Annotated in this window: 15 protein-coding genes and 2 pseudogenes; 4 read left to right on the forward strand and 13 right to left on the reverse strand. The window is 57.2% G+C overall.

The features are described 5' to 3' along the window. Positions 1-3 precede the first annotated feature (3 nt). From LDH66_RS22105 to LDH66_RS22115, 3 genes are all read left to right on the forward strand, one after another. Positions 4-1,023 (forward strand): SDR family oxidoreductase, encoded by a 1,020-nt coding sequence (locus tag LDH66_RS22105; RefSeq protein WP_226483238.1) that lies wholly within the window; start codon positions 4-6, stop codon positions 1,021-1,023. Positions 1,024-2,112: 1,089 nt separating this feature from the next. Further along, a complete protein-coding gene (locus LDH66_RS22110) occupies positions 2,113-2,490 on the forward strand; it encodes a hypothetical protein (RefSeq protein WP_226483239.1) in 378 nt (125 codons plus the stop codon). Then, complete coding sequence (locus LDH66_RS22115) at positions 2,483-3,004, forward strand: tyrosine-type recombinase/integrase (protein WP_226483240.1); 522 nt, start codon at positions 2,483-2,485, stop codon at positions 3,002-3,004. Before LDH66_RS22110 ends, LDH66_RS22115 begins: the two co-directional genes overlap by 8 nt. Positions 3,005-3,162: 158 nt before the next feature. On the opposite strand, the pseudogene LDH66_RS23345 reads toward LDH66_RS22115, so the two are convergent. The 11 genes and pseudogenes from LDH66_RS23345 to LDH66_RS22160 all read right to left on the reverse strand — a co-directional run. After that, positions 3,163-3,629: pseudogene (locus LDH66_RS23345) on the reverse strand (PIN domain-containing protein). 68 nt (positions 3,630-3,697) lie between these two features. After that, positions 3,698-7,261, reverse strand: a complete 3,564-nt coding sequence (locus tag LDH66_RS23350; protein ID WP_425492994.1) for an MEDS domain-containing protein — start codon at positions 7,259-7,261, stop codon at positions 3,698-3,700. Positions 7,262-7,459: 198 nt separating this feature from the next. Continuing rightward, positions 7,460-7,672: a DUF7576 family protein gene (locus tag LDH66_RS23355; RefSeq protein WP_425492995.1), complete on the reverse strand. Its 213-nt coding sequence runs from the start codon at positions 7,670-7,672 to the stop codon at positions 7,460-7,462. Positions 7,673-7,700: 28 nt separating this feature from the next. Next, positions 7,701-7,997, reverse strand: coding sequence for a DdfA family disk-determining factor (gene ddfA / locus LDH66_RS22135; RefSeq protein WP_226483242.1), 297 nt, complete (start codon positions 7,995-7,997; stop codon positions 7,701-7,703). Between the two features lie 96 nt (positions 7,998-8,093). Next, positions 8,094-11,183 (reverse strand): PAS domain S-box protein, encoded by a 3,090-nt coding sequence (locus LDH66_RS22140; protein ID WP_226483243.1) that lies wholly within the window; start codon positions 11,181-11,183, stop codon positions 8,094-8,096. 184 nt (positions 11,184-11,367) lie between these two features. After that, positions 11,368-12,621 (reverse strand): RNA-guided endonuclease InsQ/TnpB family protein, encoded by a 1,254-nt coding sequence (locus LDH66_RS22145; RefSeq protein WP_226483244.1) that lies wholly within the window; start codon positions 12,619-12,621, stop codon positions 11,368-11,370. Positions 12,622-12,715: 94 nt separating this feature from the next. Then, positions 12,716-12,901: a PIN domain-containing protein gene (locus tag LDH66_RS23410; protein ID WP_484549490.1), complete on the reverse strand. Its 186-nt coding sequence runs from the start codon at positions 12,899-12,901 to the stop codon at positions 12,716-12,718. 9 nt (positions 12,902-12,910) lie between these two features. Further along, positions 12,911-13,633 carry a DUF7437 domain-containing protein gene (locus LDH66_RS22150; RefSeq protein ID WP_226483245.1) on the reverse strand — a complete coding sequence of 241 codons (723 nt, stop codon included), beginning with the start codon at positions 13,631-13,633 and terminating at the stop codon, positions 12,911-12,913. A gap of 59 nt (positions 13,634-13,692) precedes the next feature. Continuing rightward, positions 13,693-14,112, reverse strand: coding sequence for a DUF8030 family protein (locus tag LDH66_RS23415; protein ID WP_484549491.1), 420 nt, complete (start codon positions 14,110-14,112; stop codon positions 13,693-13,695). Positions 14,113-14,188: 76 nt separating this feature from the next. Continuing rightward, the gene (locus tag LDH66_RS22155; protein ID WP_226483283.1) at positions 14,189-15,445 is read right to left on the reverse strand and encodes a phage NrS-1 polymerase family protein; all 1,257 of its coding nucleotides are present in this window, start codon (positions 15,443-15,445) and stop codon (positions 14,189-14,191) included. 357 nt (positions 15,446-15,802) lie between these two features. Next, positions 15,803-16,102 (reverse strand): annotated as a pseudogene (locus LDH66_RS22160) (hypothetical protein); the annotation flags it as partial. A 247-nt stretch (positions 16,103-16,349) separates the two neighbouring features. Between LDH66_RS22160 and LDH66_RS22165 the strand changes: the two are divergent. Next, complete coding sequence (locus LDH66_RS22165) at positions 16,350-16,910, forward strand: TATA-box-binding protein (RefSeq protein ID WP_226483246.1); 561 nt, start codon at positions 16,350-16,352, stop codon at positions 16,908-16,910. 253 nt (positions 16,911-17,163) lie between these two features. On the opposite strand, the gene LDH66_RS22170 is transcribed toward LDH66_RS22165, so the two are convergent. Together LDH66_RS22170 and LDH66_RS22175 are read right to left on the reverse strand one after the other, a co-directional pair. Beyond that, positions 17,164-18,081 (reverse strand): DUF8008 family protein, encoded by a 918-nt coding sequence (locus LDH66_RS22170; protein WP_226483247.1) that lies wholly within the window; start codon positions 18,079-18,081, stop codon positions 17,164-17,166. After that, positions 18,071-18,433, reverse strand: coding sequence for a hypothetical protein (locus LDH66_RS22175; RefSeq protein WP_226483248.1), 363 nt, complete (start codon positions 18,431-18,433; stop codon positions 18,071-18,073). Before LDH66_RS22175 ends, LDH66_RS22170 begins: the two co-directional genes overlap by 11 nt. Between the last annotated feature and the right edge of the window lie 368 nt (positions 18,434-18,801).

The raw sequence follows: 18,801 nt of genomic DNA on the forward strand, positions 1-18,801 counted from the left end.
ACAATGATTGACACAACCGATACGGACGATTCTGAAGTCGTTGTGGTCACGGGCGCGTCGGCGGGCGTCGGCCGGGCGACGGCCCGCGCGTTCGCCGAGCAAGGTGCGAAGGTCGGCCTCCTTGCGCGGGGCGAGGCCGGACTCGACGGTGCGCAGGAGGATGTCGAGGACGCCGACGGCGAGGCGCTGGCGGTGCCGACCGACGTCGCCGACGCCGAGCAACTGGAGGACGCCGCCGACGCCGTCGAGGACGAGTTCGGGCAGATTGACGTCTGGGTGAACGCCGCCATGACGTCGGTGTTCTCGCCCGCGACCGAAATGGACCACGAGGAGTTCCGACGGGTGACCGAAGTATCCTACCTCGGGTTCGTGTACGGCACCGAGGTCGCGCTCGACCGGATGGACGTGGGGGTGATCGTGCAGGTCGGCTCGGCGCTCGCCTACCGCGGTATCCCGCTCCAGTCGGCCTACTGCGGCGCCAAGCACGCGATCCAGGGGTTCACCGAGTCGGTTCGCAGCGAACTCATCCACCAGGACAGCGACGTCCAGCTCACGATGGTCCAGATGCCGGCGCTCAACACGCCCCAGTTCGACTGGGTAAAGAGTCGCCTGCCGAAAGCGCCCCAGCCCGTGCCGCCGATCTACCAACCCGAAGTCGCCGCCGAGGCGATCGTCTGGGCGGTTCGAAACGATCGCGACGAGCTGTGGGTCGGCCGCTCGACTGTCAAGGCAATCCTCGGGAACCGCGTGATACCGCGGCGCCTCGACCGCAAACTGGCGTCCTCGGGATGGAACTCCCAGATGACCGACGAGCCGAGCGACCCCGACCGGGCGCACAACCTCTGGGAGCCGGTTGACGACGAGACGGACCACGGCGCGCATGGCCGGTTCGATGATCGGGCGCGCGAGCGCAGCCTCCAGCTCTGGGCGTTCACCCACCCGGTAGAACTCGCCGCCGCCGCATTCGGGGCCGTAATCGCCCTGCTGGCCGCCCTGACGTTCCGGAAACGCGAGAAAAGGTAAGATCAGCTGCCCACCTTCTCCCCACTCGCCTCATCCTCAGGTGTGCGAAAGCTACGCGGACGAGACTGGCAGGTAGCCCTACGCAGCGCGCGGGGCCAACGACAGCCGTTGCGAAACTTCGCGTTTAGGTGCGGCTACCGTCATGAATATGACAGGGGAGCCACGGCTATGGTACCTGCCATAGCAAGGGCCTAGCCCTTGATGAGTCTCTGCATGAAACGACAAAGGATGCTGTCAAGAGGTTTGATGCCACCTTGGTCAGGGGATTGGGGATCTTCCGTCTCCTAATACCTTGTTTGATTCCGTGTTCGTTGACCCTCCTGAGATAGAGTGGTCTTGGCCACTTGGCTGACTATCAGAAAATAATTCTAATGAATAGAGTAGAGTGTTGTCGTCTTCATTAACGAGCGCATTAGCAGTGTCGTGCTCTCTGTCTTAGCCTCGGTCACCCGCTTGGATTGCTGACGAAGCTATGGTATCTATGTCAACGGAGCAGATAATCTCTGTCAGTTGGTTAATAGCGATGTAGCCTTCACTACGCTACCGATGATGTCGGACCTAGAAGCTTCGAGTAGATCCAGATGATGAGCGCGTGAAGGTCTCCTGATCCACGAAAGGAGAATATGAAATTGGGACGAGCGAGGGTTCTTCGCTCGAGTTAGAGTCGAAAAGAGAGGTAGAGTTCATCGAAGTCACTAAATAGGGAAATCCTAGGAGAATCATCAAGTTATTTTCGTAATTTCTATTCCATAAATTATTGTGATATGGGATGACTATTAGTCTTATTCTTGGTTAATCATTAACCTCGCTGCCCCTATGTCCGTTTTCTATATGGGAGTGAGAGTTTACGAAGTATTCATACCTCTCGACAAGAGCTAATTTATAACTCACCATTCCGCCAATCGAAAATCTATATAAAACATTTAAGTGAAGCCAAGAGGAGCAATTATTTGCCGTTTTAGCCACCAAAAAGCGTTTTACTAAACCTTCTAAAGCTCACTCGCGGCGAAGTCGGGTAGTAGAGTTCGCCAGGCTACGGCGAAATGCGCCATTTGAGATGAAGATCGCAGAACCCGCATAGAGCGATCTATGTCAAAATCGAAATCACAAAACGACGATAGTATCGAACTGGAAAACTACGTCCGAAGCCTCAGCCAGACTGGAGATGTCCACAGCATCGCAGTGGCGAAAGAGTCTCTGCTAGAAGAGGGAGCACTTATCATCAAGGTTCACGCTGACCTCGCTGACGTGGAGTCTGTGGACGATCAAAAGCAGCTTCAGTTTGCAGGGGACCAGACGCAGGCCGTCGTACACCTCGAGTCCTGGGGAGTAGGGAGTCCATTTGAGGTTCCCATCTTCCTGGAAGGGCAAGTCGCAGTAGAAGACGGTCTCAAGCTCCTCAAGCAGTATGCTCGAGATCCAAAAGAAGCGAACTTGTACGATCTAGTGCTCAGTGAGCATGAGTAAAGAACCCACGCCACTGCCGCCATCGAAGTACAAGAAGCTGCTCGAGGCCGCAGAAAAGAGGTCAAGCCGACACGGGTTCACCGTGTACGCGCTCGGCCACACTGGACTACGCGGTAGTGAGTTCAGTCGTTTGAGCTGTGAATGGCTCGATAGCGAAAAGCAAATGCTCCAAGTCCCGGCGGATGCAGTTAAGGGCATAAGGTCTCGAGTGAGGTCGATTCCGCTGTCCGAAGACGGGGTCGAGCGGTTTAAGGAATTCTTCACAACGCGAAGTGAGGTCGCTATCACCCATTCAACGGTGACCAAACAAGTCAAATCAATCAGTGAAGACACTCTCTCCGAGAACGTCTCCCCTCAAACACTTCGATCAACGTTCGCAATGCGCCTGCTTCAGATCGGGGTTCCACAATCCGAGATTCGCCAACTCCTCGGGTATACCCCATCAAAGTGGGATATTGTACCCGCGGACAGTTACGGAGTCGCTGAAAAGAAGATCCGCAGCGGGCTGTATTAGGCCGCTTCATTTCTGGAGTTCTCCAGAATTTTCGCGTACGAAGATTGTATTATGCAAAATTGTGCTTTGGTGAATGATTGGACAGCGTCTGTTTCGACCCATAGAACTAGTGGGGCCAGCGGAGAGACTACCTTGACGACCTGTAACGCGACGACAAGTCAAGCAATCTCCTCAATCAACTCGAACCCATCTTTGAACTGAACGCGTCCGTCGAACCCGTTTCGTGAGAGTGCCGAAGCAATACCTTCGCCGACGTCAATATCGGTCGTCACGATGCACGCAAATTCGACGTCATCGGCGTCGAGGCGTTCTGCTGCAACGGCCGCGAGTGCGGTGTCTGCTTTCTCGATCTGATCTTCCCGCCGGTTCGATGATTGGGCGATATATGTTCGGACATCATCCATTACCTGCGACACGGTGCTGTTCGCATAGTTTGGCTCCTCGGCGACCGTTACCCAGCCTGCATTGATCGCACTGTCGATCAGAGTTGACCCGGTGTACTCCGATTTTGGAGCCCACTGAGTTCATCGTATACGCGTTGTGGAATTGCGGATGAGAGGTCGTTCTGCCGGGCGAACTGTTCCAGCGCGGTGTACTTGTTGTTTTGCTGGCGTCCACAAGCCACGAATGGCCCCGTATCTGCGACTCAGACGACACTCTCTTCCATCGGATCGAAACGACCTGCTGCTACCATTATTTGTCATCCACGGCGGGAAGCGTGAGCGAGAACGTTGAGCCTTCATCAGGTTCGGAATCGACCCAAATTTCGCCGTTGTGGCGCTCAACGATCCGCTGACAGAGCGCCAGTCCAAGACCGGTCCCCTCGTACTCGTCGTGAGTGTGTAACCTATCGAATATGTCAAAGACTCGGTCCTGATTATCTGGGTCGATGCCGATCCCGTTATCGTGGATCGAGATCACCCACTCTCGCTTGCGTCGTTTCGCATCGATGTGCACACGAGGTGGCGAACTGCCGCTATACGTGATAGCGTTTTCCAAGAGATTTTGGACGACTTGGCGGAGTTGGTTGCCATCGCCTTCTACACGTGGGAGTTCTTCGGCCGTGATCTCGGCATCAGTCTCTTCGATCTGAAGTTGCAAGTCTTCGAGCACGTCGTTGAAGACGGTTTCTAATTCGACCGGTTCGAAGGGGTCACCGCGCGTTTCGACCCGCGAGTATTGCAACAGCCCCTCGATCATCTCACGCATCCGATCGGCACCGCCGACGGCGAACTCGAGGTACTCTTCGCCATCCTCGTCGAAGACGTCGGCATACTGGGTTTCGAGCAACTGGAGATAGCTCGAGACCATCCGCAGCGGTTCCTGTAAGTCGTGGGAGGCGGCGTACGCGAATTGTTCGAGACGCTCGTTCGATTCTTTGAGTTCCTGTTCACGGTGCTCGCGTTCGATCTCGTAGCTCGCCCACTGGCCGATCAGGTCGAGGAAGGTCCGTTCAGTTTCCGTAAACTCACGATCGCGCGCCTCGGTACTACCGACCCAGACGGTGCCATACGGCGTCGAGCCGTTCATCACTTTCGTCCCGAGGTAGCACGTCAGCCCGTGTTCGAGGTGGATCTCGTCGTCCTCCCACTCAGTGCCGCGGACGTCCGCTATTCCGACCGGTTGATCGCTTTCGAGGACCTGTCGGCAGTAACAGCCGTCGCTCGGATCCGTCCATAGTTCGCCGGACTCATCGCCTGTATCATCCCCGTAGCCAATGGCGATTTCGTTGAGGAATCTTTCGTCCCACGACGGGAGGTGAGTCAACCCTGCGGCATCGAGATTCATCCACTCGCGCCCGAGGTCGAGGAGATCCTCGAGTTTCGTCTCGAAATCGCGGTCGGGATCAGCCGTAATAGTGTGGCTCTCGCGCAGGAAGCGTTCGCGGCGGCGGTACTCCAACTCGTAGCCGATACACTGCCCCATCAGGTCGAGGAATGTGCGCTCAGCCTCGGTGAAGGGCTTGCGCTGTGTTTTGCTGGCGAAACATAGCGTTCCATATTCGCGGCGATCGACCCGTACGGTCGCCGCGAAGTACGCCTCCAACCCGTACTGGTCGTGAGCGCGAAGATCGTCCAACCCGGCGTCGACTACGTCTGCGACGGCGAGCGGCTTATTCGACGAGAGATGTGTTTCGCAGTACGTCCCCTCGAGCGAATCTACCGCACCCGGCTCAATCTGATCGTGCGGACCGACCGCGTCGACGACCTCGAACTTGTGGTCGCCAGCGTCGATGCGGTTGAAGTAACCGTTTTCGAGGCCGAACCGCTCGCGCCCCAACTCGAGCAGGCGGTCGAGTTTCTCATCGAACGACGCCTGTTGGTCGGCGATGACCTCGTATAGTTCGCGCTGGTACCGCTCGTGTTTCTTGCGCTCTTCGATGTACCGGATGTTCGCAAGCACAAGCGACCGACCGTCCAGCGTGACCGTCGACGCCGTCACTTCCGCCGGAATGTCCTCGCCATGTTTGGTACGGCATTGGAGATTTTCGGTCCACCCGGAGCCCTGCTCCCGCACTTCGCCGACGAACGCGCGAACCTGCTCCATCTCGTCGGGGTGCAGCTCAGACAACTCCATGGAGAGCAACTCCTCACGTGTGTACCCGAGTTTCTCGCAGGCTTCCGGGTTCGCGTCGACGATGTCGCCTGCATCGGGATCGACGAGATAGATGGCGTCGTCGCTCTGTTTGAAGACCGTCTCGAACCGGTTTTTCGTCTGGCGGAGCTCTGTTTCGCGTTCCTTTTGCCCGGTGACGTCACGCGTCAGCGCCACCTGCACGGTCGTGCCGTCAGGGCGCTGGAACGGGGCCGCGTGAGATTCCATGTGACGACGCGTCCCTTCTAACCCGATAATGTCGAACTCTAAGATACCACTTTCGCCCTGACAGATTCGCTCGTTGAACTCGCGGAATCGCTCCCGATGTTCGGGGGCGATCAGATCGTAGACGCACCCGCCGGTCACGTCCGATGCGGTGTCGGCTTCGACCATCTCGAGTCCGGCAGGGTTCATCTGGAGCAACGTGCCGTCAGGTGCGACCGTCTTGATACACTCGGGCGTAGTCTCGATGAGCGCATTCAGGTGTTCTGTCCGTTCGCAGAGTTCGCGTTCGCGTTGTTGGCGCTCCAGTTCGTACGCGATCCACTGACCCGTCAGATTGAGGAACGTGCGCTCGGCTTCAGAGAATTCTGTCTCGCGCGACTCTTCGGACATGAAGAACAACGTCCGATCGGGACCGCCCTCGACCTTGAGGATGGTACCGAGATAGGTTTCGAACCCGTACTCGCTGGAGACGCGGCGGTCGTCGTATCCGGCTGCTGTGGCGTCGACGATGCTCACGTGGTCATCGGCCTCGATAGTTCGCGCGCAGAACGTCTCCGACAGCGGGAGCTTGAGCCCGGGTTCGTAGCTCTCGTGGTCGCCACTGACGTGTTCGACTTCGATCCGGTCGGCGTCTGGGTCAACCATCGCCATCCCACCGAGGTCTAGGTCGAACCGGTCGCGACCGAGATCGAGTAGTTGCTCGAGTTTCTCTTCGAAGTCGAGCGTGGGATCGGCGGTGATCTCGTAGCTGGCGCGGAGATACTGTTCACGCTGCTGAAGTTCGGCTTTCGTGTCTGTTTGCTCTTGAAGGGATCCTAACAGGCGATCGACCTCGCGACTCGGTTTTTGGGACCCGAAGAACTCCTCAGGCGGAGTGTAGTAGACATTGTGGCTGACTCGCCCGTTGTGGATGAGAAGCGGATGGGTATTGATGACGTCGCGGATAACCTCGGCGGAGAACCGATTGCGATTGTACTGGCAGAGCGCGAGGCCGTCCACGTCGTCGAAGAGGTAGTTAGCTTTGGCCTCGCACTTGACGAGTTCCTCGCACTCGGGGTCTTCCTCCAGCACGCTGCTCATCTCGCCGGTCATGCGCAGCGCCTCGTACTCTTCGGTGGCCTCCCCGATGGCGGCGTCGATGAAGTCGATAGTCTCGTCGGCGTCGAACGTCTCGTTCCGGAGGTACGTTTCCTGCTCGTCGTGGATGGACAGTTGCCCGGACTCGAGGGCGGCGTCGACGTCGATGCCGTACTCTCGCATCGCTGCGACGACCTCCTCGCGGGAGTTCTCGTAGGTGATATAGAGACATCGCTCGCCGCGGTCCAGTCCCTGGCGAAGGAACGGAATGGCGGCAGCGAATTGTTCCTCCTGGGACTCGTAGATGAGCGCGAAGTGGTCGTTGGTATGCGCGTGTTCGTGGTCACCGATCGGTTCCACTGGGCCACGGAACTCCGGGCTTGCTTTGAGGGCTTCGAGACCAGTATTGACCGTTACCGTATCGCCCGAATCCGAGGATGAGGAGGGTGCGTGCTTACTCATGGCTCACCTGCCAGAACCAATCGCCGTACAGGCGGTACCCATGACACTCTTTGGAGAATGGGCCGAAACCTCCACGGGGGAAGCCCACGAGTTCAGTCATGGGTCACCTGACTGTTTGGTCCATGCGTTCTTGCACGCCTCATCACAGAACGATCGGATAACCAGATCCCCTTCAGCATCGGTCTCGGTAACGATCGGACACCACTCGTCGTTGGGAAGCGTCGCCCCGCAGGTGGCACACTGCTCGAATTCCTCACCCAGGCCTCCATCTGCGACTGGCTGGCTGGGCTTTTCGTTTGGGTCTGGCATCGGCTTTGGAGTAGTCACACCCACGCAGTCACGCCTCAATATCGCGCTCAGTGTCCGAGTCGGTCAGCGTTACTGTCACCTGATTTCCACTGGCAACGACAACGTCACAACCAGCGAACGTAAACCGAACCGTGGCCGTACCGGAGGCTCTAGTCTGACATCGCGACTGGAAGAGTTGGTCGAGGGCATCCGGATCAATCGCATAGTAGAGTGGCGGGAGATCGAGCGGATCAACGTTCTTGGCGTCGGCTACTGCAAGAACGACTTTCGTGCTCAGTTGTTCGGTGGAGGGATTTGCGCTCACGGAGGGGGCGATGTCTGACACAGATAGCTATACGCCCCGGCCGGGGAAGGCGATTTATTGTTGGTACGTAACCACCGCTCGCTCCGCAGCTTATCTATCTAGACCGGGAGCAGTGGATCACGATTCGTCGTACAGCATCGCGAGCAATTCGCGCTGACAGGCACGGAGATGGTGATTGACCGTCGGCTGTGACACACCCAGCGCATCACCGATCTCCTCACCGGTACTCTTCCGGGGGGTATCGAAAAAGCCGCTAAAGTACGCCGTCTGGAGGACTTCGCGCTGTCGGTCGGTGATCCTATCTTCGAACGCGGCCTTGAACTCGTCGGGTGTCCGTGCCGTCCGCTCGCGGGTTCGGCGGGCTGTCAGATCCAAATCGCCATATTTCGACTGAAGCATCTCGATGAACTCCCGGACGTCGGCCTGCGTCGGAAGCGAGACGACTACCCGCCCGTTGCCCTCTTCAGCTGTAATCGTCTGGGGGACTGCCCCGTGGTCGAGCAACGTCGCAACGAAACTCTCCTCAGTTATCGTTGCCTCGAAAACGCATTCGTCTTCGTCTTCGGTGATGAGTCGGAGGTCCGAGACTGCGAACGACTGGTCGACGAACTCTTCGATCACCGCCGGTGCTGCACCGTGAGTGGTGAAGAAGACGCTGATAGACCCGTCTTCGTGCGACAGAACGTTATCGAGTTCGTACGCGCAGTCGGCATAGTCGACCAACTGGAGAATCGGGACCTCCAGATCATTGATTTGGAATTCCAGCTCGACGATCTCGTCGCTCACGAGGGCTTGCTTGCTCTCGAGGGCGTTGATCGCGTGGGCGACTGTCTCTCCGAGTTCCTCGATAACCTGGGCTTCCATCCCAGTGAAGGTCTCGGGTTGGTCAGCCTGGACCGTGAGAACGCCGTAGAGCGACTCCTCGTAGAGAATCGGCACGCTGATCAGAGACCGATAGCCCCGTTTGAGCGCCTCTTTACGCCACGGTTCGAACGGCGGATCTGACCGAATATCCTGTATCGTCTGCGATTCGTGCGACTGAGCGGCAAGCCCGGCCGGATGGTTCTCCGTCGGGCCGTCGTCGGCGGTGATGGCGTACTCGTCTCCATACGTGGCGTCGGCACCGGCCCAGGCGACGGAGGTCAACGTCTCGGAGGCCGACTCTCGACGGCCGATCCAGGCGACCCGGTACGGCCCTGAGGCCGCTAATTCGGTGCAGACTGCCTGTTCGATCTCCCCGCGTGTCGAGGCGTCGATGAGTGCCTGATCGATGGTCCGGATGATACTGTTGATCCGGTTGACGCGGGTGAGCGACTCGTTCTGTTCCTCGAGCGTCGCTTCTCGTTCGCGGAGGAGTTGTTGGCGTTCGACGTGATTCAAGGCCGCTTCGAGATCCGCCGCGACAATCTTCACAAAATCAATCTCCTCGTCGCTCGGAGTATCAACTGACTCGAAGCCGGTGATGAAAACGCCGTGTTTGCCGACTGGAGTGATGATGCCGCTGGTTACCGGATGCTCATCGGACTCTCGATCGAGGTGATCAGCGAGGTCATCGATGACGAGGGGTTCGTCGTTTCCAAAGACCTCCCATGGGAAGTCGGACGTGGGATTGAGAAATGGGACGTTGGACTGTACCTGTGCAGCGCGAGTCGTTTGACCGTGTGGTTGAAGCGTTCCGCTCTCGTCGTCGTAGAGAGTGATCGACGTGATCGGGAGGTCCAGATCACCCTCCGCCGCGTCGATGACAGTTTCACTCACCTCCCGTGGGGTCTCGGTCTCGAGAAGGTGACGCCCCATCTCGTCGAGGGCAGTAAGGCGGTCTTCGCGGCGCTTTCGTTCTGTCAGGTCGCGTGTGATTTTCGCGAACCCACGGAGCTCACCATCGTCGTCGTAGAGGGCGGTAATAACGACACTCGCCCAAAATCGGGAGCCATCCTTGCGAATGCGCCACCCCTCGTCGGCGATGCGGCCCTGGGCAGCAGCTTGCGCCAGGAGTTCGTCGGGGGAGGCGCTCCCCTCGTCCTCTGGGTAGAACAGCGAGAGGTGTTCTCCGAGAACGTCCGCCTCTTGATAGCCTTTGATCCGTTCGGCGCCTTCGTTCCAGGTCTGAATGTACCCTTCCGGATTGAGCATGAAGATCGCATAGTCCTGGACCTCTTCGACCATGCGCTGGAACCGCTCTTTCTCCTGGCGCAGTTGCTCCTCGTATTCGTGGCGCTCGGTCATGTCCCGCGTGACTTTCGCAAACCCGCGGAGCTCACCGTCGTCCTGAATCGGCGTGATCGTCACGTTCGCCCAGAACCGCTCGCCGTTTTTGCGGACGCGCCAGCCTTCGTCGTTAAGGTAGCCCCGCTCTTGGGCCTTTTTGAGGTTTTCCTCGGGGGTGCCAGCTTTGACGGCTTCCTCAGGATAGAATGTGGAGAAATGCTCGCCGACGATTTCCTCCTCCGAATAGCCCTTGACCTTCTCGGCGCCCGTGTTCCAGCTCTGGATATACCCGTCAGGGTCCATCATGAAGATGGCGTACTCTTCGACGTTCTCGACCAGCAGCCGGAACTGTTCGGTAATGTCCCGCTCGCGACGGAGAGCCTCTTCCCTCTCGTGGCGGTCGCTCAGGTCACGCGTGATCTTTACAAATCCCCGGAGGTCATCGTTCTCGTCGTAGAGAGCGGTGATGGTGACGCGGGCCCAGAACTTCTTTCCGTCCTTTCGGACACGCCACCCCTCGTCTTCGATCGATCCCTCGACCGCAGCTTGATTCAGTAGGTGATCCGGTTCGGTGTCTGCGTCGTCCGGATAGAACTCCGAGAGGTGTTCACCGAGAATCTCCTCTTCTCGGTAGCCTTTGATCCGTTTGGCCCCCTTGTTCCAGGTTTGAATGTACCCATCTGGATCAACCATGAAAATAGCATAGTCCTTCACCGCCTGGACGAGAGCTTGATACTCCTCCTCGCGCTCGATCTCGCCCGCCGTCTGCTGCTCATCGGCCGGCATCCACCAGATACAATTATCAGCCCCGGTTTCTTTGCGCTTCAGCGTGCCCTTCGCGGCTAATGTGGTGAGCTTCTCGGATGCAGCCTTTTGCTCACAGTCAAGCTCATCCGCAACTTCCTTTGTGGTAAGGGGAGTTCCTGCACCCCCTGCGCTGTTGAAAACTTCTCGTATGCCGGCTAGCGACGTCTCTGGGGAGCTACCCGACTCATCCATGCTTGTGCCTGAGTATCGCCAGACGGAAAGACCAACCGCTCCTGGACTCTGGTCCTTGTTACTCACCGCTGTCCCTAGATGAGTATAGCGGTAATACTATGTTGTAGGCCCTGAAGACGGAGATTCCTGTATTCCGGTCCTTGAATGGACAGTTGTCACCTTCTAATGCGAACAAGTAATTGAGCTACCCACCGCTAAAGCGGTGGGATTCAGCGTGGACTCCCGTTCTGGCCGCAGTTAAGGCAGGAGAATAGCCTCCGTTCACGTTTAACATCCCGCTGTTCAAGCGCACGCCCAAGGGTACGCCTCCATCGCCCCCAGTTTGGTCGCGACGGAGATACCGCAATCCGATGTTCTTCGCAGCGTTGTAGTCAGCGTGGTTCTCATACCCGCACTTCAGGCACTCGAACTCCTCGCCATCGCGGTTATCAGGGTGCGTGAACCCACAGTGTGAGCAACATCTCGATGTGTTCTCAGGGTCAACCTGCTCTACATCGATGCCGTGTTCCTCGGCTTTGTACTCCACGTAGTCGTACAGGCGGTCGAACGCCCACTTGTGCCCCCACGACGCACCAGTTCGCTCACGAATGTCGGTCAAATCCTCAAATGCGATGACTGAACAGCTGTTCTCACGAGCTTCCGCGACGAGTTCGTTGCTAATGCGGTGGAGCGTCAACGTGAACCGACCTTCCTCTTTCCGCCCGACGGACTGGATGTTCTCGTGAGCCCAGCGCGTCCCGCACTGTTGAAGCGACCCACGGCGTTTTTCGTACTCGCATCGCCAGTGGTCAAACTCGTCGCCCGTCCAGAACGCGCCCGTACTGGTGACAGCGAGGGTGTTCACGCCGAGGTCAACCCCGAGAACCGTTCCGTTCTCGGTGGTCGCCTTCTCCGACGTATCAGACTCCACGTCCTTCTTGCAGTGGATATGAAGTACCCAATCGCCGTCTCGGTAGTGCAGTTCCGCACCAGTCGTTTCGTACGCGTCTGAAAACAAGTACTCCGAGTGCGGTGTATTACTCTCCTCGTCGGGCAGTACGTAGTCAACTTCGATGCGACCGTCTGTCGTGGCGAGGGTCAGATAGTCGTCGTAGAACGTTGCGGTGCGCTTGTCGTAGACGACGTGTGGGCTGGTGAACGTGGGTTTGCTGGCTTTCTTCCCGTTCTTCCAGCGTGCGACGATGCTCTTGCAGGCTTCGGCGGCCTTGTTCCGAGCGGCTTGCACCAGTCCACCGTTGAAACCGTCCGTCTGCTTACGCACGTCGTCATAGGTTTCATCGTCCAGCGTCGTCTTGCTGGTGGTGACGTATTCGCCTTGGAAGGCGTGGTCGACGACGTACTGTGCCGACCAGAGAAACGTGTCGACAGTGTCCTCGAGGAGTGCGGCGTCGTCGCTGTCCACGTCGAGCGCAACGAGGACGGTACGCCGCACATCCATATCTTATATGTCGTGTTGGTATTTCTTAACCATTGGGGAGTCGGCCTGCCACCGTGGCGTGGTTTGATTCAGCAGTGATGGATTCATCCCACGGCTAAAGCCGTGGGTTTTCTCCTGTATCTCGTATAACGCGCTGGGGGAGTTTGCACACGACATCAGCGTTCCGGACAGCGCTCCGAAACCGTGCGTATCTCGGATTTGATGGATGGCCGATGGCAAAGAAGATGTTTGCATCGACGAAGACGTCCTGTTCGGGAGAGAGTGGATTACCTCGGCTCATTCAACGGCCTCATTCGGGGGAATCCGACTCTGTCGGGGCTCCATCTGCCTCATCAAGGGAAGGAAGATCCATCTGATCATGGACGTCCGGAAATAGATGCTCGAAGAACGGATCATGCGTTCGGCCAACAGTCAGCGCTGGCTCGAGCGCGTAGATGATCATCATCGCTTCGGTTTCGCGAACGTCAATATCGGTCGCGACCATCCGCTGGGTCGTCTTCCCAGCAAAGTGCAGCCCAGCACCTCGCAGCGCAGCGACGAGTTTGCCAGCACCGTAGCGGTCCATGAAATACTCGACGTCCTCGTCAACTTCCTGGAGTGCAAGTGCGTGCAGGACCGTCGGCGTGATGACGATGGGGACGTACTGCTCGACGATGATGATCGGATCGGCCGTCAGCTGCTGAGGACGTGTCGAGTCATCTCGATCAACGAGCCCGAGGTCGACGAGTTGGTCGACGTACTCGTAGGTCGTCGATTTCGATAGCTCGAGGCCGTCCATAATCTCCGGTGGCGAAACGGGCCCCCAATAGCAGACGTAGACGTACACACGGGCGAGCGCTGGCTGGTTGAGCAGCTGCACGACCGTCTCGAGCTTCGGTGCGTTCTGGGCAAGCGCTGCCGGGTCGAGCGTCTCTTCATCCATGATGTCTGTCGGTGGGGGATCTAACACGTCAATTCCACCGTCGGGACGAATGCGATCCATATCGGTCATATCCGTTTGTTCGAAGTCCATGTACTTCAGACTAGCGCCGACTCTTCTCTACTTGTAGGAGACTATTTCTGGCGGAATTGCTAGACCGGCTTGAGAACGAAGTGGTCACACCGACACGCCACATCTCGAGCCGGATCGGATGTCTCTGGACGCGATCTTGATAATCGGTTTACGAGTTCCGTTCGGAGTTCCTCTCGGCGGAGTGTCTCAGTGTGGCAGCCGAGTCGAGCATTGTGATGTCGCTTCAAGAAGAACTCTCCTTTGGAATCCGCTACACTATACTGTGTTCGTTTTTGACCCCAGAGATGTGACGACCGGTACTCAGCGCCGATATTTCCATGTGTGAGTTCAACGAGCGCCCATTCGACGAACGAGATTATCGACGTAGTGCTTCGATCATTCGGAACAGAGAGTTGAGGAATGCCGCAGGATTCCCCAATTGTACGGTTTTGAAGCGGTTCAGACTCAGGACTAACTGGTTGTGATTTCTGAGAACTCATGGTTCACAGGGAGTGATGTTACTCCCTCGCCCCTCTGGGGGGTCGATAAACCCGTCAGAGTGCTTTGGAACAGGTCTCAGTTGTCATCCCCGACGAACCGCCGTGCACGACCCCAGATCGAGTCACTGTCATCAGCACCTGCCTCATCCATCTCAAGGTTCGAAGACTGATCACGACGCTCGAGTGCCTCCTGACAGTTATTGAGTTGCTCTCGAAGCGCTTCAGTAGCCTCCTCGAGGTCCGCAATACGTTCGTCTTTCTCCTCAAGTGTTGCCTCGAGTTCGTCGACGCGGTCGGTCAACAGTCGATTCTTCTCGACCAAGTACGCATGATTTTGCGCTGGTTCGTCACGACTGCCGGCGGTCGACGACTCGCTCTGTCTGGAACTCGCCTCACTTGAGTCCTCTCGAGCGTCCGGATCGTAGAACTCGGAAGTGTTCGCAATCGCTCGTTCGATGGTCTTTTCGCCGTACGTCGATCCATCGGCGTAGTGGACCTCGTCCCACTTCTCCCGGAGAAGCCCTGACTGCCGAAAGAGGGCATCCACTCGAGTGTAGTTGCCGCCTGTCCAGAACGCCAGCAGACAGCACAGCGCCATATCGGCTTCCGACTGACTATCATACCCAGTAGTCGAGCCACGCCATAACCGCTCGAATTTCTCACTGTTCGACGCGTTTCGGGCCTTCTTGAGCAGGTCCTCGTCCTCGAGGTCAACGTCGGTATTGACTGCTGTGCCTGTCGAAGCCTGCTCGTCAGTCACACCATGGTACCCTGACTCAGATGTTCCATCGCTCTCACTGTCTTGGACGTGTTCACGATGGATCGCCTCGAGTGCATCCTGTCGACGAGCAACGCGACTGGGCATCTCCTCGAGGGAGTCACCGGTCACGGTGAAAAACCGGGCTGTGTCGTACAGTTCAATGCTTCCACGCCGATTCCGTCCGTCCGGGAGCTCACCCTCGATGAGCACATGGAAGCCAGTTCCCGACGGAGAAATCTCCGTATAGGAATCAAGCCGCTCGATAATGTCCTGTGCTGCGTCGTCGACGTCCCTAGTCTCCGGATCTCGGCAGTCATCGAGATCGACACCAACGATAGGATCATCGTCGGTGAACACGAACCCGACGCCATCTGCATCCCCCGAATCGGCGTACTCGAGCGCGGGTTCGACCGATGTCCATGTTTCGGGATCCGTCGAAGACGCGAACTCACCACTCCCAGGTTTCACCGGAATCTTGGTCGGCTTCCCGTCTCGAGATTCTTCTCGCCAACACACCCACTGGTCGCGCTCACGTAACTGCTCGGGAAGTACTGAGATCGTACGTTCAGACATCGCCGATCCGCCTCGTACTGCGCGTCCATCTGGTCGCATACCACCTATCCGTATGCTGATAAACACGCCATAATCCGGTCGACTGCTCGCTACCCTGTCCAACGGGTGCAACCCGTTCTATACTAGTTGGTTTTGAGCGTGGATTTGCCCTGAACATCGCCTCCGTACTGCGGTTTTGCCCTGAACAGTTACCAATTCCGTGACCTGAACGGGAAATTTGCCCTGAACAAATTTGTCGATACGGCGGAAAATGGCAAATATACCGGTTAGTACTCGGATTTCGGAATGTGGTCTGTGGGGACGAGATTTTCAGTGGTCCAAGTGGCTGAATTATATTCATCGTTCTGATAGGACCTCTCACTCAAGGAACTCTGATCCATCACTGGTCAGATCGATACCGGCGTAGACAGTCACGAGATCGTCACCATCTCTGACTCGGGTATCCTCATAGTCGACGACGTTCGCAAGCTTTCGACCAAACCAGCTCGCGTTTGTCCCATCAATGTCGTGCTGGTCGGTCCATCTCGAGTAGGCCTGAAACAGTGCTGCCTTTGGAATTTGTGCTCCAGAAGCCTCCCTGATGTACATCGCTGCGAACGCCTCAATGCCGTTGCCGTCTGGGTCAACCTCAACTGGCTCTGATACTGATGAACCTGCCTCTGAACAAATAAATATTTCCATAAGATATTACCCATACACTAACTAGTATGAGCCAGAAGGCAGAACGGATGAATTACGAGGGCTCATAGTCCAAGTGAGGGACTATATTCGTTCCCCGTTGAGGGAGAGACCGATGACCTAACCACTCTAATGACCGAAAGATAGTTTCAATTTCACTCACATTCGGAATCACGAGGAACGGCCGATAGTTTATAAACCTCACATACATCTCTTTTAGTGACTGATGACTGGCCCGAAGGAATCTATTAGCATCGAAAACGTGGTGGCATCGACCGGTATCGGACAGGAACTCGATCTCCAAAGTCTCGCAATGGACCTCGAGGGGGCCGACTATGACCCCGAACAGTTCCCCGGTCTCGTCTACCGAACCCAGAATCCCAAGTCCGCCGCACTGATCTTCCGTTCCGGGAAGATCGTCTGTACTGGTGCGAACAGCACTGAAGCCGTCCACGAGAGCCTAAATATTGTCTTCGATGAACTTCGTGACCTCCAGATTCCAGTTGAGGAGGATCCAGAGATCATCGTTCAGAATATCGTCAGTAGCGCTGACCTCGGCCGTAATCTCAACCTGAACGCAATTGCGATTGGTCTCGGACTCGAGAATATCGAATACGAACCAGAGCAGTTCCCCGGACTCGTGTATCGACTCGATGAACCTGAAGTCGTCGCCCTCCTCTTTGGCTCCGGGAAACTCGTTATCACTGGCGGAAAGAAGGTGGATGACGCTAAGCAGGCCATTGATGTGATCGTCAACCGCCTCGAAGAACTCGGTCTGCTTGAGTGAGGATGTAACTCATCATTATCAATATGGGAAAATAATCGACTAGAGATAGTTCAATCAGTGGACAGCTGTCGTCACCGGACAGCCACCCAAGACCGTCTCGCTGGGAACTGCCGAGGACTGCTCGAAGAGGAAGACCCACAGCTACCGAACCCGGCGACCAATCGCTCGCAGTCGGTAGATTAGTGGGGCGTGTGAGAGGGGCAGGCTCTCTCGAGGGGGATCAGCGGAGTCCGTCCACGGTCACCGGAAGACGTCAGCTGTCTCCGGAGGCCGTTCCGCTTCCAGTCGCTATCGCTTCGGTGCTCGAGTCAGTCTCTGGGCCGGCACTCGAGGCCCTTGTCTCGCCCGGGATCTCAGCATCCGTCGGGAGGACCAATCTGCGTTCGGTGTACTCGAGGCCGTTCTTTCGTTGTGTTCGCTTGCGGACCGCCAGCCGGTGTTTCGAGAGTTCGAGGACGGCGTCGATAGTTCTCGAGACGAGTTTCTTCGCATAGGTCTCGCTAATGCCGTCTTCCTGGCGGCGGATCCAGTGTTTCAAATCCGAGGCGGTGACGTACTCGGCAACGGACTTGCAGCCGTCCGTCCAGGGATCGTCGCCTCTCGTGGGGTCGGCTCTGGCCTGCCAGAGCCTGGCAGCTAATCGAGTCGGGAGGGAGTTCGCCGTGGAACGGCGCATGTCTGCGTCCATCCGGGCGAGTTGCTGGATCGGAAGGAGATCGCCGTGAGCGAGGGCAACATCGTCGGTCCGGTCGATCGGATCGCTCGAGTCGGGCACACGGTAGTAGGTGTCTCCGTCGTCCGTAGTGAACTTCTCGAGGTGATCGCCGGTAACTTCGATTTCGTGGGGGTCGATAGTATCCGTTCGGAGGTGGGCCCCTTTCTCGAGTTCGCGGGACTGGAGTTCGCGGACGCGATCCTTGTTGGCGGCTGCTTTCCTAAGGGCCGCCTTCGCAGCGCGTTCCGTTTGACTCGTTCGGGACTCGCACTCGGTCAGTTGCTGTTCGAGGTCATCGATGTCCGCCTCGAGGTCGTCGATTCGGTCGTCCTTCCGGTCGCACTCGGCCTCGAGTGCTTCGACGCGGTCCTCGAGGGTTGTGACGTAGTCACTGAGGGCCTCGAGCTCGCGGGCAATACTCTGAACATCGGCGTGATCACGCGAGTCATCGCTCATCGCGATCACCGTCGCTGTGGTTCGGATCGTCCTGGGTATCGGTCTCGCGTTTCGGGCTGCGGTCTTCCTGGACGCGCTGGAAGGCTCTTGGCTCCGGCCCCAGATAGGACGTCGTAAATGAATCACTGCGGACGACTTCGGGTACGTCGTCAGTGGACTCGTTGTCCTTGTGGTCGGGGAGCGAGAGCTCCGGCCCGAACAGCTCGAGTCCGACGCGTCTGGTCTCTGCGTCGATCTCTCGAAGCCGGCGTTTCGCATTGCGGCGTGTTTCCTCGTCGAGGTCCTCGAGGGCGGTTGTATCGTCGGTATTCTGGACGTCCGCGAGTACACTGCGAGTAAGTTCCGTGATCAACTCGAGGCGTTCTCGGATCGTGTTCTCGGGTGTTCCTCCGTCGGTATAGAGGTCCGATGCGGATCGCGAGCCCGTGGTCCGCTCGCTGCTATCAGTAGGGACTCGAGTGGTTGTCGTCGATTCGTGTCGTCGGTCGAGGCTTTCAAGACCCCGCAAATCGTCGTTTGACATGGCTTCCGGTGGCTAATTACGGAAGCTACTCGCGGATCTGGTGCCACAAACACCGGTCCGCTACTTTGCGACTCTCAAACTGAGAGAGTGGTGTATAGCTTCCGTACTTGATACAATGAACTCTACTGACATAAATGTTGACAACGGATGTTGACTGAATAAAACAACGTTCGTATACACACCTGCATTAGATAGTG

The sequence above is a fragment of the Natrinema amylolyticum genome (genome assembly GCF_020515625.1).
In the GTDB taxonomy this organism is placed as follows: Archaea; Halobacteriota; Halobacteria; order Halobacteriales; family Natrialbaceae; genus Natrinema; species Natrinema amylolyticum.

What these genes read in the sequence shown, in the direction of transcription:
- LDH66_RS22165 (WP_226483246.1), top strand. Translation starts at nt 16,350, where the DNA reads ATGACTGGCCCGAAGGAATCTATTAGCATCGAAAACGTGGTGGCATCG.
- LDH66_RS23415 (WP_484549491.1), bottom strand. Translation starts at nt 14,112, where the DNA reads ATGAGTTCTCAGAAATCACAACCAGTTAGTCCTGAGTCTGAACCGCTT.
- LDH66_RS22110 (WP_226483239.1), top strand. Translation starts at nt 2,113, where the DNA reads ATGTCAAAATCGAAATCACAAAACGACGATAGTATCGAACTGGAAAAC.
- LDH66_RS23355 (WP_425492995.1), bottom strand. Translation starts at nt 7,672, where the DNA reads ATGCCAGACCCAAACGAAAAGCCCAGCCAGCCAGTCGCAGATGGAGGC.
- LDH66_RS22170 (WP_226483247.1), bottom strand. Translation starts at nt 18,081, where the DNA reads ATGAGCGATGACTCGCGTGATCACGCCGATGTTCAGAGTATTGCCCGC.
- LDH66_RS22105 (WP_226483238.1), top strand. Translation starts at nt 4, where the DNA reads ATGATTGACACAACCGATACGGACGATTCTGAAGTCGTTGTGGTCACG.
- LDH66_RS22155 (WP_226483283.1), bottom strand. Translation starts at nt 15,445, where the DNA reads ATGTCTGAACGTACGATCTCAGTACTTCCCGAGCAGTTACGTGAGCGC.
- LDH66_RS22115 (WP_226483240.1), top strand. Translation starts at nt 2,483, where the DNA reads ATGAGTAAAGAACCCACGCCACTGCCGCCATCGAAGTACAAGAAGCTG.
- LDH66_RS22140 (WP_226483243.1), bottom strand. Translation starts at nt 11,183, where the DNA reads ATGGATGAGTCGGGTAGCTCCCCAGAGACGTCGCTAGCCGGCATACGA.
- LDH66_RS23410 (WP_484549490.1), bottom strand. Translation starts at nt 12,901, where the DNA reads ATGAGCCGAGGTAATCCACTCTCTCCCGAACAGGACGTCTTCGTCGAT.
- LDH66_RS22150 (WP_226483245.1), bottom strand. Translation starts at nt 13,633, where the DNA reads ATGGACTTCGAACAAACGGATATGACCGATATGGATCGCATTCGTCCC.
- LDH66_RS22145 (WP_226483244.1), bottom strand. Translation starts at nt 12,621, where the DNA reads ATGGATGTGCGGCGTACCGTCCTCGTTGCGCTCGACGTGGACAGCGAC.